This is a genomic window from Ruegeria sp. PrR005, assembly GCF_010500245.1.
Classification (GTDB): domain Bacteria; phylum Pseudomonadota; class Alphaproteobacteria; order Rhodobacterales; family Rhodobacteraceae; genus Ruegeria_B; species Ruegeria_B marisflavi.
Window position 1 is genome coordinate 244,484 of the sequence record NZ_JAAGOX010000053.1, and the last position, 16,914, is coordinate 261,397.

The following is a 16,914-nucleotide window of genomic DNA, read 5'->3' on the forward strand; positions in this document are numbered from 1 at the left end:
CACTCCGGTTTCGTCGTTGGCTTGGTTGACCGTTGTTCCGGTACGAAAGTTTGCAAGCAGGGCGGGCAACTCCGACAACGGCAACAACAGAGACGGTTCCGGTCGGTTTCGCCGTAACCTATCGCTTTGTTCCGTTGTCTCTGCTGCCAGACCTTGTGGGAGTTGAAGCCCCGCACTGTTTCATGCCGTTCGGTCAATGAAGTCAGGCTGGTCAGGTTTCGTCCTTGATTGCAGCAACAACAATGTCGATCGCCTGGTCCAACTCGGCTTTCGAAATTGTCAGCGGTGGTGACAGCGTCAACACGCACCCCTGGCTGATCTTGTAGCTCAATCCCGCTTCCAGACAGGCATAGTAGATCCGTTCGGCCCGCGCATTTCCCGGCGTTTTTTCAGCGCGATCATCGACGATTTCGATCCCGAACATCAGGCCTCTTCCACGGATGTCACCAACGATGGGAACGTTCCGTAATTCCTCCATCAGGCGCCCCATGGCGTGCTCGCCCAGTTCGACCGAGTGGTCAACCAACCCCTCATCCTCGATGATCTGGATTGTCGTCAGCGCGGCCCGGGCCGTGACGGGGTTCTTTTCATGCGTGTAATGCCCAATGGCAAAATCTCCGCAAACATCGAGTTGTCTACGAGCGACACAGGCGGCAATGGGCAGGATGCCTCCGCCAAGTGCTTTGCCAAGTGTCACGATGTCTGGGATGATCTCATCATGTTCAAACGCGAACATCTTGCCGGTCTTGCCAAGACCGGTCGGAATCTCATCCATGATCAAAAGTGCACCGTGCCTATTGCAGGCCTCTCGCACCGATTTCCAGAAGCCCGGCGGCGGCACATAGGGAACTGCGCGCATGGGCTCGGCTATGACCGCCGCAACGTCCCCTTCGCGTTCGAGAACGTAGTCGACCATTTTCGCGCAGGCCAGCCCGCAGGTTTCAGGGCCCACATGATTGTAGGGGCAGCGATAGCAGGCAAATGGCGCCACATGTTCGGTTCCGGACAACAAGGGTCCGGCAATGTGACTGCGAAATGTCGCTTCTCCGCCGACGCTTGCCGCGCCGAAACCCGCACCGTGAAACGCGTCCCAGAAGCTGATGGTCTTGAACCGTCCTGTTGCGGCCCGCGCGATCTTGAGAGCAACTTCGTTGGCATCGGAGCCACCGGTGGTAAAAAGCACTTTTCCAAGGTCGCCGGGCACGATGTCCGCCAGTTTCTCAGCCAGGTTCACAGCCGGATCATTGGTGAAGCGACGGGGCGCAAAGGGAAGATCGTCAAGCTGAGCCTTGATCGCTGCAACCAGACGGGGATGACCGTATCCGATGTGGTGCACCGAGTTGCCATGGAAGTCCATGTACCGGCGCCCTTCCATATCCTCGATCCAGATGCCCTCGGCCTTGGCAATGGTGCTGACACAAGGCGAAGAGAGAGACTGATGCAGGAACACATCTGCGTCGCGTTTCAGCAGGGGTGAAGACTTCGGTCCGACGGACTTTCGCAGCCATGCTTTGCGAGCTTCGGATGTATTGGATTCCCCTTCAGTATGGACAATCTGTGGCATGCCTGCTCCTCTTTGCAGTCATCAAAAATGTGCGGACCCCGGAAGGCCCGCCAGTACCAGGGAGGAACCGTGATGCCCTTTCCGCCACTGCGGAAAGGGCGGAGAGTTTAGTTTGGCCAGGGCAACGAGTATGTCTTCACGTTGGTGAAGAACTTCATCGCCTCGATAACGCCTTCCTTTACGCCATTGCCAGAGTCCTTGATGCCGCCGAAGGGGGACATCTCGATCCGGTAGCCAGGCTGTTCCCAGATGTTGCAGGTGCCGACATTCAGGCCGTTGATATATGCGATCGCGCGATTCAGATCGTTGGTGCAGACGCCCGAGGACAGGCCAAACGCGGTCGAGTTCGATATCCGCATGACCTCTGCATCATCATCCGGCACCCGAACGATGGGCACGATCGGACCAAAGGTTTCCTCCATCACCAACTCGCTGCTGTGCGGTACCTTGTCGACGACAATCGGAGGCAAGAGCGCGCCTTGCCGGCCCGGGTGATAGAGAATTTCGGCGCCCTGGGCCTCGGCCATGTAGACACGTTTCTCGAACAGTTCTGCCGCCTTGTCGTGGATGACGCAGCCAAGTTCCGTTTCGGGGTTCTGCGGATCGCCGAATTTGATCTTCTTCGCCTTTTCCACAACCATCGGCACAAACCGATCTGCGACGCTTTCCTGTACCAGGATGCGCTTGATCGCGGTGCAGCGTTGGCCGGAGTTGCCGGTGGCGCCAGCCACGGCAATCGCGGCGGCCTTTTCCAGATCGGCATCGGACAGGTCGTTCAGCACGATCAGCGGGTCGTTTCCGCCCAGTTCCAGAGCCTGCCGCTTGTAGACGCCCTTTTCGGCAATCATCTTGCCCACCGGCACACCGCCAGTGAAGGTGATGATGTCGATGTTTTCATTGGTGATCATCTCGTCGCCAATATCCTTGGGCCATCCCGTGACCACCTGGAACATCTCTGGCGGCAGCCCTGCCTCGTACAGGATATCGGCCAGGGCAATACACGTGAGCGGGGTCAGCTCCGTTGGCTTGCAGACCATGCAGTTGTTGGTTGCAATCGAAGGCGCGATCTTGTGGCTGACCATGTTCAACGGGTGGTTGAAGGGTGTAATGGCACTGATCGCCCTCACAGGTTCGCGCATGGTAAAGATCTTGCGCGCCTTGCCATTGTGGGTGAGGTCGCAAGAGAAGATCTCGCCATCGTCCTTCAGCGCCTCGGCCGCGGCGAATTGATAGACGTCCTGCGCGCGCTTGGTCTCGTAAATCGCGTGCTGGTGGCTGATGCCAAGTTCCAGCGTGAGCCATTTGGCCAGCCACTCGCGTTTCTCGCCGATCAGTTCGCCCGCCCGCCGCAGGATCTGGCTGCGCTCATACCGGGTAAGCTTGGGCTTGTAGTTGGCCGCGATTTCAAACGCCCTGCGCGCATGTTCCGCAGTCCCGGCAGGCACATGGCCCACCACCTCGTTCGTATAAGGGTAGAGGACCGGTACGGTTTCGTCGGTAAAGACGACCTCGCCGCCGATGCGCATGCCTTCGTTTCGAATTTCGATTTTGGACATGGTTTGATCTTTCATGACTTACTGCGCCGCTGCTGTAGTGGCATAGAAAAAGGCATCGAAATTGCGCAACACAGGCTGGTTCGGCAAGTCGATGACCCGGTTCACAATGAATGGAACCTCTTGTTCGGTCAAACCACCATGGCTGCGCAGCGGCTCTTTGAGTGCAGCCAGATCATGGCGATGCTCGGATGTGCCGATGCAGATGTTTTCACCAGAGACCATCACGATGTCACCAATGCGGTCACCCGGCAACTCGAAGCGTTCGATAGCTTCGGCCTTGGTCAGCACGTGCGTGATTCCATCGGTTGCCTTGAGCTTGCTGATAATGTCGTCCTGGTCCGCGCCATCAGGCAGATAGGCAGTTGCGAACGAGCCCAAGGCGCCGTGGTGCACGACATAGGGGTCGGTGATTGGAAGAATGACCCGGGCCGCGTCCTTGCCCAGCCATTCGTCCATCAGGTCCTGCACATAGACCACGCTAGGCGAACCATCGGCGTGATGTTTGGGTTTCATCCCGTGATCGGCGGTCACCACGATGGCGGCGCCCAGCTCGTCCAGCTCGCCCAGATAGCGGTCGAACATGGCGTAGAAATCCAGAGCCCCCTTTTGATCCGGCGCAAACTTGTGCTGGATATAGTCGGTGGTCGACAGGTACATGACGTCCGGTTTGAACTCTTTCAGCAGCTTGACGCCCGCCGCAAAAACGAACTCGGAAAGTTCGGCCGAGTAGACCTCGGGCACGTCCATGCCCAGCCATTTGCTGGCGTTGTCGATACCGTGTTCCGCCATTGTCGTCTCACCGGAACGCTCGGAGGAAAACGCGACCGCCCTGCCCTCGTCGAATTTCAGCCCGGCCCCAAGCAGCGCGCGCAGTTTGTCCTTGGCGGTGACCATCGCCACGCGGAAACCCGCAACGTAGAACTGGGAAAAGATGGTCGGCGCGCGCAGAAAGCGCACATCGTTCATCATCACTTCTTCGCCGGTGTCCGGGTCGATAAGGTAGTTTCCGCAGATCCCGTGGACGATAGGCGGACGCCCGGTGGCAATCGACAGGTTGTTGGGGTTGGTGAACGACGGGATAACGGAATGCGCCAGCCGGTCGGTGCCCTCTTCCCGCATCCGTTTCAGGTTGGGCATCAGTCCTTTTGCAATCGCGACATCAAGGTATTCGGGCTCACATCCATCAAGGCAGATGGCAATTGCGGGCACTTTGGGTGTCGGATAGATGCGCTCGTTTGCTACGACAGGTGTTTGGATAGTCATCTTTTTTTCCTTGATATTTAGGCGGCCAACTTGGCGCGCTCTTGCAGTGCCCGGAGAGGAGGAGCAGCGCTGGTAACGCCCATTTCTTCCAGAGATTCCTTTGCAGCGCTCACGACCTTGCGCATGACGTGTTCGTCCATTTGACCGATACATCCAACACGGAAGCTGTCAACGACGGTCAGTTTGCCCGGGTAGATGATGAACCCCTTTTCTTTCATCAGCTTATAGAACTGATCGAAAACGAATTTCTCATCATCCGGGCAGAAAAACGTGACGATGATTGGACTCAACCAACGATTGTCGAGCAATGTCTCGAAGCCGAGTTCACGCATGCCAGCGACCATGACATCCCGGTTGCGGGTATAGCGTGCGCCCCGACCAGCAACACCGCCTTCGGCGGCGTGTGCGCGAAGCGCCTCGATGAAGGCAGCAACCACATGTGTCGGAGGGGTAAAGCGCCATTGACCGGTCTTGTTCATGTGCGCCCATTGAGCATGCACATCCAATGACAGCGAGTGACTGTTGCCCTTTGCGGCCTCCAATTCACTCTTGCGCGCGACGATGAACCCAAAACCTGGGACGCCCTCGATGCATTTGTTTGCCGAGGACACCATTGCCTCGTATCGAATTTCGGTGGGCTTGAGCTCGATTGCGCCAAAGGCCGACATCGAGTCGATCAGAAGCTTGCGCCCGGCTGCGTAGGTGACTTCTGAGATCTCCTCGACAGGATTCAGGATACCCGAGCTGGTTTCACAGTGAATGGCGACGACATGCGTAATGTCGGGATCCTCTGCTAGAATGCGCGCAACTTCGTCTCCCCTCGGCGGCAGGTAATCGCCCTTGTCCAGAACGATATGTTCGCGCCCCAGATACTGCAACGTCTGGGCTGAACGTTGTCCATACGCGCCATTGGCCAGGACCAACGCCTTTCCGTTCCGCGGAATGAAGGAGGCCAGCATGGCTTCGACAGAAAACGATCCGCTGCCCTGCATCGGGACGCAATCGAAGTCCTCACCGCCTTCGCCAAGCAACGCTAGAAGGCCGGAACGCACCTCGCGAGTCATGGCGCGAAAGTCATCATCCCAACTGCCCCAGTCCCTCAACATGGCCTGCTTCACCGCATAGGATGTCGTCAAGGGCCCGGGCGTCAGAAGGTATGGTTCACCCAGGCGAGGCTGTTCGATTTTGGGGATGGAAGAGGTCATAACCAGGCTCCAGAAAGGCGATTTCACAAACACAATTGCAGCATCGAAAGCTATATGTGAAATTGCAAATATCAATCTAATCATAAGCGCAGCCTATGTATTGAACCTTGGAGAACCACCTTGCGACACAGCCAGCTCAAAGCCTTTCACTATGTGGCCAAACATGGTGGTTTTTCCCGTGCAGCGGAGGCGCTTTTTCTGACGCAGCCGGCGATTTCCGAGCAGGTTCGCAAGCTGGAACAGGATCACGATCTCTTGTTGTTCCAGCGCGAACGGAAACGCGTCACCCTGACCCCGGAAGGGGAACAGCTCTTTCGGTACACAAAGCAATATTTCGAGATCGAGGATCAGATCGAGGACTATCTTCTGGAAACCAGGGCCGCGATTGACGGCGAACTGCGTATCATTGCGGACTCGGCACATCACTTGACGCCCTTCCTAGGCGCATTTCAGAAAAAATACCCGAAGATCACGATCACTGTCCGATCTGGAAACACCGAGGAAATTCTGGAGGAGCTTCGCTCCTATAACGCCGAAATCGGCGTTGTCGGGAGTTTGTCCCCTGGCAAGGACATGGATGTTCTGAACCTGGGATCCACCGAAATCGTGGCCTTTGCGGCGCAGGGCTTATTGTCGGCGTCCAAGCCCACCTTGTCGCTGGAAGAACTGGCCAAACTGCCATTGGTGTTCCGAGAAGACGGTTCCAAGACGCGCCAGAAGTTGGAAGAAGAAGCCGAAAATCATGGAATTACGTTGCGACCCGCAATTGTTGCAGAGGGTCGCGAAGCCGTTAGGGAACTTGTGGCTTCAGGCGCTGGAATAGGGTTCGTTTCCGAGGCCGAGTATGGCCATGACAACCGCCTCAGGCAGATAAAACTGAAGGGCATGAAGCTTCAGATGGGCGAAAGCATGATATCCTTGTCACAGCGACGAGACGTGAAGATCGTTCGCGCCTTCATGGATTTTGCCCGGAATGAGCTCAAGGAAAAAGGAACCCTCGCCGGCGCTTGACCGGCGAGGGTTTGGTGCGGTTAACGAAAGCCGACGGCCGTTTCCTAGCGGCTTCGCCAGGCCTGGGTGCGCGTCAGAATACCTTTTGAGGCTATCAGGTGAATAATCCGGGCCGCCGCATTGGTATAAAAGATCATCATGCCCATCGCCGCCGCCGGTGCGATATCCCCGGCATCATCCATGTTCAGCACTGCAATCGAGGCGAGAGTGGTCTTGGGCGAGTACAGGAAGACCACCGCCGACACTGTCGTCATCGCATTCACGAACAGATAGATCGATATGTCCAGTACAGCCGGAAGGCATACCGGAACCGTCACGCGCGCAAACAGTTTCATTGTCGGCTGCTTGAGCGATGCGGATACCGACTCGAACTCCTTGTCCATTTGCTTAAGCGCGGTAACGGCTGTCAGATGCGACACGGTGTAGAAGTGTGTCACCGTGCAAATCACCAATATCGCCATTGTTCCGTAGATGCCGTTCAGCGGGTTCGACGGGTTGTTGAAGAAGAAGATGTACGACAACCCCAATACCATGCCCGGGATGGCCATCGGCAGCATCGCGAACATCTGGAAGACTGATCGGCCCAGTTTGAAACCGTTCGATTTTTCAACCAGGTAGGCCCCAAAGAACACGACAGTCGTTCCGATGACAGCGGTCAGGAAGGCCAATTTGATCGAGTTGAAATACGAGCCCCAGCCGCCGCCGTCCATCTTGTTGAAGTCATAGTTCTTGAGGCTCAGGCTAAGGTCATAGGGCCAGAACTTGATCAACGCGGCGAATTGGCAAACAGCCAGAAGACCGACGATGAACAAGCCGACAAGGCTGCAATAGATCAGGAAAATCCGGTCGGCTTTCGGGTTCGGGGATGCCTGGTATGGAACAGAACGGGCAGAAAGCAGCGCCACTTGCTTGGACTGAACCATCCGGTCGATGGCAAAGGCCAGGATTGCCGGGATGACCAGAACGACCGAAACCACGGCGCCCATCTCAAAGTTTTGCTGACCGATTACCTGTTTGTAGATATCCACGGCAAGCACGTTGAATTGGCCGCCGATGACTTTGGGCAAGCCGAAATCTGTGATCACCAGGTTGAACACGACAAAGGCGGCGGAGATCAGGCCGTAACGGGCACCGGGAATGGTCACTGTCCAGAATGTGCGCCAAGGTGTCGACCGCAAGCTGGCCGCGGCTTCATACAGTCGCGCGTCGGATATTGCGAGCGCGGTCGAGATGATCAAAAAAGCGTGCGGAAAGGTAAAGAAAACCGATCCGATCACAATGCCGATGGGGCCATAGATACTGGCACCGAACAGCAACTCCTTGAGCATGCCCTGATTGCCGAACAGGTAGACCAGCGCGATACCCGGCAAGAGCGAGGGAACCAGGATTGGCGCCATTGCGATCAGACGGAATACACCTTTGTACCGCATGCAGCTTCGGTTCAGCGCATAGGCAAACCAGAAGGCCAGTGTGACCGTAACGATCGTGCTGACAACCGAGATCCAAAGGGAATTCTTGATCGAATTGAACAGCGCCGGGGTTGAGAAGTAGCTGACGAAGTTGCCCATCCCACGCGACTGGACCGGCCGCATCTGCACCCGGCGGAACGTGTTGGAATCGAGCTCGACCCAATCTGTACCTTCTTTCAAGGTCGACCCGATCAGAAAGCGCCCCGCATTTGTCGTGTTACGGATCTGGTACATGACCGGACTGCGAAAGTTGAAGTCCGGAAAGAAGCCGGTCACAGGCAAACGCCCGTCCGAACCCGTCACCAGATCGGCGTCGGCAAAAACCTTCATTTGCCGGTTCAGTTCGCCACCCGAAAGGATGGTTCCATCGAAAACTCCGGCTTCGTCACTGACCTGGAACTCATATTGGGATGGCTCTACCCGATAGGTCGAGAATGACTTGGAGAGCATTGTGTAAAGAGGCAGTGCCAGCGTCACGATCAGATAGAGCGCGATCACCATCATGCTTCCACGCATCAGCATGTCATCGCGGCTGAGCTTGGGCTTGATATCCGGGCCAGCAGGCAGGGTCCCGGGATCGGTCGAAATCGAATTCATGCCTTGGCCTCCGGAACATCAAATGCCATGAGCCGGTTCTCGGGGAGTTCGATCACCATGCTGCACCCCTCTTCCAGCCCGAGGCGACGCACGGCATTGATCGAGAAATCGGCAATCAGCTCTGACGATCCAAAGCGCTTGTTGCTCAGACGGCAGCGCCAGAAAGACCCCAGGAATTCCATTTCATCGAGGGTGACCTCGATACAGTTCCGGTTGCCGCCGGTGTCCAGATAACCGGGTTCGTGGGGAATGATATCTTCGGGGCGAATAGCCGCGATGACCGGAGTCCCATCGTTGAATTTGTGACTAAGGCAGGCAAAGGTCTTTTCCCCGATGCTCAGACGTCCGCCCTTGGTGACCTGCGACTTAACCTGGTTCATCTCGCCGATAAAGTCGGCCACGAACAGATTGGCCGGAGCCCGGTAGATTTCTGTGGGCGACCCCACCTGTTCGATCACACCGTGGTTCATGACCACGATCCGATCTGCCATGGCCAGAGCTTCTTCCTGATCATGGGTGACCATCACGGTGGTCACGCCCAGCTTGCGCTGCAATTCCTTGATTTCATGCCGCAGATGGACACGCACCTTTGCGTCGAGCGCCGACAGGGGCTCGTCCAGCAACAACAGGCCAGGCTTGGTCGCGATGGCGCGCGCCAGTGCAATCCTCTGCTGTTGACCACCCGAAAGCTGGGCCGGGTACTTCTTGCCCTGATCGGGCAGGCCGACCAGGTTCAGCAATTCGTTCACGCGGACAGAGATTTCAGACTTGCTGCGGCCCGTGTTTTCAAGGCCGAAGGCAATGTTCTTTTCGATCGTCAGGTTCGGGAACAGCGCATAGGATTGAAACACGATCCCGAAATCACGCTCGGAAGGGGGCAGGTTGGAGACGTCCTTGCCATCCTGCATAACAGTACCCTTGGTCTGCAAATCCAATCCGGCGATTGCCCGCAGAAGAGTGGTTTTACCGCAACCGGAAGGGCCGAGGAAGCAAATGAATTCGCCCTCGTTGATTTCAAGGGAGATGTCCTTGAGTGCAAGAAAGCTGCCGAACGCTTTCCACACATTCTGGATGCTGAGATACATTTCACCGGGTGGTGTTTTCTGAAGCACGGGAGGAGTCCTCACATCTGCACCTCGGGCACGACCGATCCTGGCCGGTCCGAACCGGGTGTATATGCTGCGTTTTGGGGAACAGGAGGGTGGCATGCAGGAGCGGCCAAAACGCCGCTCCTGCCAAGGGGGTTATTTCGCTTCCGACTTTCCGTCATAGCGAGACTGCCATTCCTTCAGGATTGCTGCGCGATTGTTGGCAGCAAACTCAAAATCGTTGTCGATCATCGCGTCCAGAAGGCCCTCGGGGAAGTGCTCCACTGGTTTAGCGATACCGGGATAGGCCACAACGGCGTAACCGGTATTGTACATCATGTTGGCCTCTTTGGTGACCGAGAAGTCGACCAGCTTCTGAGCGGCTTCCAGATTTGCGGTGCCGGCCACGATGGCGGTTGCCTCCATATCCCAGCCCACACCTTCGGACGGCACGATAATCTCAAGAGGCGCGCCGTCCGCCTTGGATTTGGCGCCGCGGAAAGCAAAGGAGATTCCGATCGGGATTTCGCCTGCTGCCGCCAGCTTGCAGGGTTTCGAACCCGAGTGCGTGTAGCGCGCAATGTTTTCGTGCAGCGCGTCCATGTATTGCCAGCCGCCTTCTTCACCAAACAGTTGCAGCCAGCTGGACACATCGAGGAAACCCGTGCCGGACGAGTTCGGGTTCGGCATGATCACTTGATCTTTGTACATCGGGTCGGTGAGATCCTGCCAGGATGTCGGCGGCTTCAATCCGGCCTTTTCTGCCTCGACCGTGTTGTAGCAAACCGCTGCCACCCAGGCATCCATGCCAACCCAGGATGGCGGATTGTCACCGTCGACAAACTTTGGGTCCAGGTTTTCGACCCCGGCAGGCGCGTAAGGCTCCAGCATGCCTTCGGACTTGAGCAGCAACAGCGACGTGGCCGCCAGCCCCCAAACAACGTCGGCTTGCGGGTTGTCCCGCTCTGCCAGCAGTTTGGCGGTGATGATACCGGTCGAGTCGCGGACCCAGTTGATCTTGATATCGGGATAGCTTTGGTTGAACGTCTCCGCGTACCGGGCCAAGTCTTCGGCCTCGACGGCGGTGTACACCGTCAATTCCGTTTCCGATGCCGCAACCGTCGCGGTCAGCGCGCCGACGGCCAAGGCTGCAAGAAATGATGTCGTGTGTTTCATTGTTGTCCTCTGTTGGTGATTTCTTAGGGGTTCGCCATTCTTGTGCGGCGATTGAATTCACATCTGTGCGCTAACATTCTGACAGATAAACACCTCAAGAAAAATCGATTATACCTTCGAACTCATAGGCTGTCCTTATGGATGGGGGCTTTGCAGTTCTGAAACCCAGTGTCGAAGCCATGTGAGTACCGGCATTCCGTTCCCGGTCTCGGATGTGATACTCCCACCGGGGGTACAGACCTCAGTGCGGTCCTACCGTGCCCTTCAACAATGCAAAAAGTTGGCGCGCAGTCGCGATCAGCGCTGTTCTGGTGAAGGTCCAGCATCATGTGGGCCAGGTGGAGCAGTGTTGGAACGTTCTTGGCCAGGCCCGCGATGGATTGCGTTTCCCGGTCTCGTCCTTTTCAAACAGAACCTGCAACAGCTCTTCGCCAAACGCGATCAGGTCGAGACGTGACAAGCGGGATGCCCGTGTTGGTTTGTCGCCAGATCACCTCTGTTTTGCCATGCATGGCAGATGGCGTCCCCGGGTTGGCAGACTAAAATTCAGATTGGCAGTGTTCTGCGCCTTCGGATATCCGGGCTCGAGGTCCGCAACCATTCCGCTCATGCCCATTCCGACCATCAGCGAGCTATTGCCAACAGTATAACCCCGACCGCCACGATGCTTGCTGCCAAAAGCCTGTTCCACCTTGGCCCCTCACCGAACCAGAAGATGCCGATAGCCGAAGCAAAAATAACGGAGCTTTCCCTGAGTGCCGAAACCACACCCAAAGGAGCAATTGTCTTTGCATAAAGCACTAGACCATAGGCCAAACCAGAGATGACGCCGCCTGCCAGACCTGCCCAGACATATCGCCTGGGCAGTTCCACAAGTCGCTGCCAACGGGTCGAAAAAATGAAGCCCGCAACAAAGATTTCGGCAACGAACAGCACCGCGATGTATCCCAGAGTGTTTTCGGACATCCGGATCCCGATCCCATCCACAAGCGAATAGGAAGTGATCATCAAGCCCGTCCCAAACGCCGCGGCGATTGCTATCCAGTTCGTTTGTCTGCCTAAACCCGCAAGGGACAAGCACCCAATACCCACCGAGATGCAGATAATACCGATCCAGGCGACTGCCGGAAGAAACTCGCCCGCAAGAAAGAGCGCCCCTATCGCGACCAGAAATGGCGTCATTCCACGGGAGATGGGATAGACAACCGACAGGTCACCATGCGTATAGGCTGTATTCAGAAACCAATAGTACACCCAGTGGATCAGGGTCGAGGCGATGACGAAAGGAAAGGCCGACCAAACCGGCAACCCCAAGAACGGCAACACAAACATCGCTGGTATCGCATGGCCAAACGATACCAGCCCCAGAATGATGGCCTTGTCAGGCGCCCCTTTGACAACCGCGTTCCAGAGCGCGTGCAGAAAGGCTGCTGTCAATACAATGAGAACCGCGTGGATTGTCATTGCAACCCGGCGATGCGTGTCGAACTGCTAAAGACCATCAGTTTTCCTTCCCGGATATACTTATCCGCGCCCGCTCGCTGGCCGGGGTTTGACCAAACCTTTGTTTGTATTTTTGTGACAGCGTTGCATAGGACCCAAATCCACAGGTCAACGCAACTTCGGGCAGCGCCAGATTGGTGAACCTGACGATAGTGTGGGCCTTTTCCAACCGTTCCTCCAGATAGAAGGCTTTTGGAGTGAGCCCGGTCGTTGCCACGAATTTCCGCTCTAGCTGGCGCAGCGAAATACCAACTTCCCGAGCGACGCACGTTAGTCGCAAAGGTTCTTCGAGGTTGTCGCGAAACAGTCTGATCGCCTTGTCGACAACGCCGTTGCCGGTAAACGTGCTATCGGCCCGGATGGCGTCGCGCGCACAAGTGGGGCACATGCCGAAATGCGGCCTGTAGGACAGGAACTTCCGGTTTAGCTGGGGGCGTTCTTGCAATGAACATGAGTTGCCAATCACTTTGGACAGCAGGTTGAGCAAGGCAAAACCCGCGCCTGCCGACCAAACAGTCCCCAAAACATAGTGGTCGTTCGGCCTTGGAGAGATCTGTGGGAACTGCTCCTGTAACGCGCTCAAAATCTGGGCCGAGGCAGCAACATCCTGGCCATCGAGAAGACCGGTTCGCGCCAGCGGAACAAGAGCCGTGTCAAGCGCGCCCAGAACACGGCCCGCTCTGAGCTGCGTGCGCGCTACGCGACCAAGATGGGCCTGTTGATCAGGTGCGAGGAACGCTCCACCAACCAGAAACAAACAGCGGCATCGCGCCAGAAAATCATCGATGCGGCAAGTGCTCAAATTTACCCCACACGCGCTCTGCACGTTACCGCCGCTGAACGAAAGAACCGAACCTCTGACTTGTTTGTCAGGGGTCAGCTGGTTTGCGGCTTTCAGATAGGCCAACCCCACCGAAAGCTGGTCCAACGGTAGGCCATCCCAGCACAAAAATCCGATATCAATGACCTGAGCTGCATCAGGTTCGATGGCCGAACAGTGTTTCATGCGGATGTCTGCCTGTTGGGTGGTTTCAGACGTCAACCGTCCATTTTGGGCCGTTCGCCTTTGGTGTCGTAAGGGGTTCGCAAATGGGCTGTTGCCGACATCCGGGTTCCGGCAAGGTCGATTTCGAACGTTCCGCTGCGGATATAGTCCGCTGTTACCCGCTGAGGTGCATGCAACAGACACAGCGCGACTGCCGCGCCCAACGTGTGGCCGTATGCGGCCGACCGAACCTCGCCTACTTCGACCCCATTGCACAACACGGCCTCGCCGCCCCACAGTTGTGGTCCGGCGTCGTCCAACACCAGTTGCACAATGCGGGTCTTCATGTGATCGGGATCATCCTTCGCCGCCAGAAGCGCCTCTTTTCCGATGAACCCACAAAGTTTGTCGAAATCGACTGCAAAACTCAGCCCTGCCTGCAACGGTGTGATATCAGGGGTCAACTCACGGCTCCAGGCGCGGAAACCCTTTTCAAGGCGCAAGCCCTCGAGCGCATAATATCCCGCGTCGCGAATGCCAAACTCGGCCCCGGCGCGCATCAGGTCCTCGTAGACACCTACAGTGAATTCGACCGGCACCACCAGTTCCAAACCCAATTCGCCGACATAGGTCATCCGATTGGCCAGGACAGTGGCGTAACCCAGGTCGATTTCCTGCACCGTGGAAAAAGGGAAGGCTGCGTTGGACAGATCAGCTTTGGTCAGCTTTCTGAGTACAGCGCGTGCTTTCGGCCCCATCACCGCCAGAACCGACCAGGCGGCGGTCACATCGGTCAGGAACACATGGGCATTCTCGTCGAAGTTCTTGCGGATCCAGTCTGCATCATGCACCGCTTGGCCGGAGCCGGTGATCAGCATGAATTCCTGCTCCTTCAGACGCAGAACCGTCAGGTCGGATTCATAACCACCGCGCGCGTTCAGCACGCCGGTATAGACCGTATGCCCCACCGGAACGTCGATGTTTGCGGCGCAAATCCGGTTCAGTTGCGCACAGGCGTCGCGCCCCTGGACCAACAACTTTGCAAACGAGCTTTGGTCAAAGACCGATACACCTTCGCGTGTGTTCTTGTGTTCGGCAGCCACTGCGTCGTGCCAGTTCTGTCGACCAAAGCTGTACTTGATTTCGGGTGTTTCGCCATCCGGTGCAAAGTAGTTCGCCCGCTCCCACCCCATCTTTGATCCGAATACAGCGTTCTTCGCCGCCAGACGGTCATAGAGCGCCGAACGGCGGAAGGGCCGCGCCGTGTCCAGTTCGCGATTGGGCCAGGGCATCGCGTAGTGCAGACCTAGCGTTTCCTTGACCCTGTCGTGCAGCCAGGTCGGGTTGTTGTTGAAGTTCGCAAAGCGGCGAATGTCGACCGCGAACAAGTCCGAGGTCGGTGCTCCTGCGACAATCCACTCGGCGAGCGCACGCCCGGCCCCGCCCGCGCTGGCGATCCCCATCGAATTGAAGCCCGCGCCGACAAAGAAGTTTTTCAGTTCCGGCGCTTCGCCCAACAAATAGTTGTTGTCGGGGGTGAAGCTTTCGGGGCCGTTGTAGAACTGCCGCACGCCGGCGTCGGCCATCTTGGGTACGCGGATCAGCGCATTTTCCATCAGGATTTCGAACTGATCCCAATCATCCTCCAGCAGTTGGAAGAAGAAGTTGTCCGGGATCCCGTCCATGCCCCAGGGTTTGGCGTCCGGCTCAAAGCCGCCCATGACCAGGCCACCTGTTTCCTCCTTGAAATAGATATAGCCGTCGGGGTCACGCAGCACGGGTAGATCGGGGTTTACGCCCTCGATCCGCTCGGTAACGACATAGTAGTGTTCGGCCGAGTGCAGCGGCACGTTCACACCGCACATCTTGCCCACCTGACGCGCCCACTGGCCGGCGCAGTTCACCACAATTTCGGCCTGGATGGTGCCCTGATCGGTTTTAACTCCGGTGACGACCCCATCCCTGGTCAGGATATCGGTAACCTTGATGCCCTCGATCACCTTGGCCCCGCCCAAGCGCGCGCCTTTGGCCAGGGATTGGGTCAGATCGGTCGGGTTGGCTTTGCCGTCACCGGGCATCCACAAACCGCCCTTGAGATCATCCACCTGCATTACCGGCCACTTTTCCTGAGCCTGCGCTGGAGTGATGACTTCGACTTCGACGCCTTGCGCGCGCGCGGCAGCGGCGGTGCGCAACAACATCGTCATGCGGTCGTCAGTCCGTGCCACGGTCACCGAGCCACACTTCATCCAGCCCGTTGCCAGACCGGTTTCCTGTTCCAGTTGCGAATACAACTCGGTCGAGTACCGGATCAGGTTGGTCATCGCGGGCTGACTGCGCAGCTGCCCCACCAGCCCCGCGGCATGCCAGGTGGTGCCGCAGCTCAGCTGTCCCTGTTCCAGCAGGACAACGTCTTTGTGGCCCATCCTGGTCAGATGATAGGCAACGGAGCAGCCAACGATGCCGCCCCCGACAATGACATATTGTGCGCTTTGCGGAAGTTGCGTCCCAGCCATTGCCTTGCTCCATCAACAGGGATTCGGGTTTGCCTCATCACGTTACTGGAAGTTGGCAAAACTTGGCAATAGCTTTCTAATTTTTGCGTTATGCGCGTGCAACCTCTACAGGTTGGGCTTGCAGCGCTTCGAATATGTCTTTTGGCAATTCACGATCCACAACCAGCGTCGCCGCCACCGAAAGCGGTTTCATCGCGATCTGCCCCACCACGTTGAACTTACTGCTATCCGCCAGGATAAGCGGGTGCTGCGCCCGCTCTGCCATCATGTGACGCAGGTTGGCACCTTCTAAAGAAAAGTAGGTAAACAGGGACCGGGCGCTCATGCCGCCAACTCCGATCAGCGCATATTCGGCATTGTATCGAGCCAGATGTTCTAGCGTATCCAGGCCCATTGTTGCATTTTCGGAAAAATCCAGCCGCCCACCCAGAAGCGTAACTTCTGCGGCCGCCGGGGCCAAGACGGATGCTATCGTTAAATCATTGGTAAAAATCAATAAATCTTTCTTCTCCGCAGCCAAGGCCTTTGCCGCAGCAAGTGTCGTCGATCCGCTATCGACAATCACGCTGGCCCCGTCAGGGATTGTTTTGGTCACATAGGCACCAATCCTTCCCTTGCCTTCAGGGTTGGTTTGCGACCGGTCTGCCATCGGTGGTTCATGGGTGCGGATACCGGTCGCTCCGCCTCGCACCTGATGGAGCTTGTTTTCCTGAGCCAACCGCTCGATATCCTTGCGCACGGTTTCCCGTGACACGCCAAGCCGTTCTGTCAATGATCGGATCGAGACCGCAGGCTGGCGTGAGACTTCCTCCAGGATTATTGCGTGTCGTTCGGGTGCTAGCATCGTCTGGCCTCTTGGCTTTGCGTTTTTCCAGTATGCCAAGATTTGCAAATATCGTCCAGCCATTGGCCGATCGGGCGGTCTCGCTCTTGTCACCTGTGGCGGCATCGTCGTGTTGTACCAGACGATGCGGACCCGGA

12 protein-coding genes are annotated in these 16,914 nt (G+C 57.0%); 1 reads left to right on the forward strand and 11 read right to left on the reverse strand.

From position 1 onward, the window contains the following. Positions 1-211: 211 nt before the first annotated feature. The 4 genes from G0P99_RS19955 to G0P99_RS19970 form a co-directional block, all read right to left on the reverse strand. On the reverse strand, positions 212-1,564 hold the full coding sequence (locus G0P99_RS19955; RefSeq protein WP_164132229.1) for an aspartate aminotransferase family protein: 1,353 nt from the start codon (positions 1,562-1,564) through the stop codon (positions 212-214). Between the two features lie 107 nt (positions 1,565-1,671). Continuing rightward, positions 1,672-3,120, reverse strand: coding sequence for a phosphonoacetaldehyde dehydrogenase (phnY, locus tag G0P99_RS19960; protein ID WP_164132230.1), 1,449 nt, complete (start codon positions 3,118-3,120; stop codon positions 1,672-1,674). 18 nt (positions 3,121-3,138) lie between these two features. Then, positions 3,139-4,383 carry a phosphonoacetate hydrolase gene (gene phnA, locus G0P99_RS19965; RefSeq protein ID WP_164132231.1) on the reverse strand — a complete coding sequence of 415 codons (1,245 nt, stop codon included), beginning with the start codon at positions 4,381-4,383 and terminating at the stop codon, positions 3,139-3,141. A gap of 17 nt (positions 4,384-4,400) precedes the next feature. After that, a complete protein-coding gene (locus G0P99_RS19970; protein WP_164132232.1) occupies positions 4,401-5,588 on the reverse strand; it encodes a 2-aminoethylphosphonate--pyruvate transaminase in 1,188 nt (395 codons plus the stop codon). Between the two features lie 120 nt (positions 5,589-5,708). Here G0P99_RS19970 and G0P99_RS19975 point away from each other — a divergent pair, with 120 nt between their 5' ends. Further along, positions 5,709-6,599, forward strand: a complete 891-nt coding sequence (locus G0P99_RS19975; RefSeq protein ID WP_164132233.1) for a LysR substrate-binding domain-containing protein — start codon at positions 5,709-5,711, stop codon at positions 6,597-6,599. Positions 6,600-6,643: 44 nt separating this feature from the next. Here G0P99_RS19975 and G0P99_RS19980 read toward each other — a convergent pair whose 3' ends face one another. The 7 genes from G0P99_RS19980 to G0P99_RS20010 all read right to left on the reverse strand — a co-directional run bounded on the left by G0P99_RS19980 (position 6,644) and on the right by G0P99_RS20010 (position 16,777). Continuing rightward, positions 6,644-8,665 (reverse strand): putative 2-aminoethylphosphonate ABC transporter permease subunit, encoded by a 2,022-nt coding sequence (locus G0P99_RS19980; protein WP_164132234.1) that lies wholly within the window; start codon positions 8,663-8,665, stop codon positions 6,644-6,646. After that, positions 8,662-9,777 carry a putative 2-aminoethylphosphonate ABC transporter ATP-binding protein gene (locus tag G0P99_RS19985; RefSeq protein ID WP_370462854.1) on the reverse strand — a complete coding sequence of 372 codons (1,116 nt, stop codon included), beginning with the start codon at positions 9,775-9,777 and terminating at the stop codon, positions 8,662-8,664. Before G0P99_RS19985 ends, G0P99_RS19980 begins: the two co-directional genes overlap by 4 nt. Positions 9,778-9,909: 132 nt before the next feature. Beyond that, positions 9,910-10,929, reverse strand: a complete 1,020-nt coding sequence (locus G0P99_RS19990) for a putative 2-aminoethylphosphonate ABC transporter substrate-binding protein (RefSeq protein ID WP_164132235.1) — start codon at positions 10,927-10,929, stop codon at positions 9,910-9,912. A gap of 624 nt (positions 10,930-11,553) precedes the next feature. Next, positions 11,554-12,393 carry a DMT family transporter gene (locus G0P99_RS19995; RefSeq protein WP_164132236.1) on the reverse strand — a complete coding sequence of 280 codons (840 nt, stop codon included), beginning with the start codon at positions 12,391-12,393 and terminating at the stop codon, positions 11,554-11,556. A 37-nt stretch (positions 12,394-12,430) separates the two neighbouring features. Further along, a complete protein-coding gene (locus G0P99_RS20000; RefSeq protein ID WP_164132237.1) occupies positions 12,431-13,438 on the reverse strand; it encodes a GlxA family transcriptional regulator in 1,008 nt (335 codons plus the stop codon). 32 nt (positions 13,439-13,470) lie between these two features. Then, a complete protein-coding gene (locus G0P99_RS20005) occupies positions 13,471-15,933 on the reverse strand; it encodes an FAD-dependent oxidoreductase (protein ID WP_164132238.1) in 2,463 nt (820 codons plus the stop codon). A gap of 88 nt (positions 15,934-16,021) precedes the next feature. Further along, positions 16,022-16,777, reverse strand: coding sequence for a DeoR/GlpR family DNA-binding transcription regulator (locus G0P99_RS20010; RefSeq protein WP_164132239.1), 756 nt, complete (start codon positions 16,775-16,777; stop codon positions 16,022-16,024). Positions 16,778-16,914: the final 137 nt, after the last annotated feature.